1 protein-coding gene is annotated in these 908 nt (G+C 36.6%); it reads right to left on the bottom strand.

Going from position 1 to position 908, the window contains the following annotated elements:
* Nucleotides 1-908: acyltransferase family protein (locus tag AC1DKZ_RS32770; RefSeq protein ID WP_476997971.1), on the bottom strand; the 908-nt coding region annotated here is incomplete at both ends.

The following is a 908-nucleotide window of genomic DNA, read 5'->3' as shown; positions in this document are numbered from 1 at the left end:
CACCTTGTCGGATTGGTTTTTCAATATACTTCCATGAAATTTGCGCAATCATTATAATTAGAATAAATTGAAGAATTGCTCTTATTAGTGAAAAATCTCCAGCATTTACTTTTGGAGTCGTCAATGTAAGAATTGGATAATGCCAAAGATATATGCCATACGACCTTATTCCTATCCAACGTAAAGGTCTAAATCGTAAAAATTGAGCGATACGGCTCGCTGGATGAGCAAGATTTGCCACTAACAATGCTGTTGCAATTGATAAGAGAACCATTCCTCCATTGTATAGAAACGGATCATATTGATTCGTCTTCCAAAACATAAGCAATATAATAATAAGAGCAGTTCCTCCCACTACATCAAGAATGAGACGCGCCTTTGGAATAATTTTATTTGCAAGCCTATTGCTTGGCCAAAGTAAGGCAAGTGCCGCTCCAATAAGTAAAGAAAAGGCCCTCGTATCTGTACCATAATAAATTCTACTCGGATCAGTTCCAGGTTCATACAAAATTGCCATCGCTAAAGCTGAAGCAACAGCTCCCAGACAAATCAATAAAATCATACGGGATTGTTTTTTTATGTGGTAAAGCCCTAAACTAATGATAAACGGCCAGACAACATAGAATTGTTCCTCAACTGCTAACGACCAAAAATGATTCAATGGAGAAAGCTGGTTAAAATTATCAAAGTACGATAATTTATGATAGATATACCACCAGTTACTAACATAAAATAACGCCGCTAATGAATCTCCACACATTTTTTCAAGTAAAGAGCTATGAAAAATCGTAATCCAGGCCAACGTTATAACGAGCATAACAAACATTGCTGGAAGCAATCTCCTTGCCCTACTAAGCCAGAATTTCTTCAAATCAATTCTCTTATTTCTCTTCCACTCCATCGCTATA

The sequence above is a fragment of the Bacillus sp. 05T21 genome (genome assembly GCF_056396785.1).
This window is presented reverse-complemented; position numbering and strand designations above follow the sequence as displayed.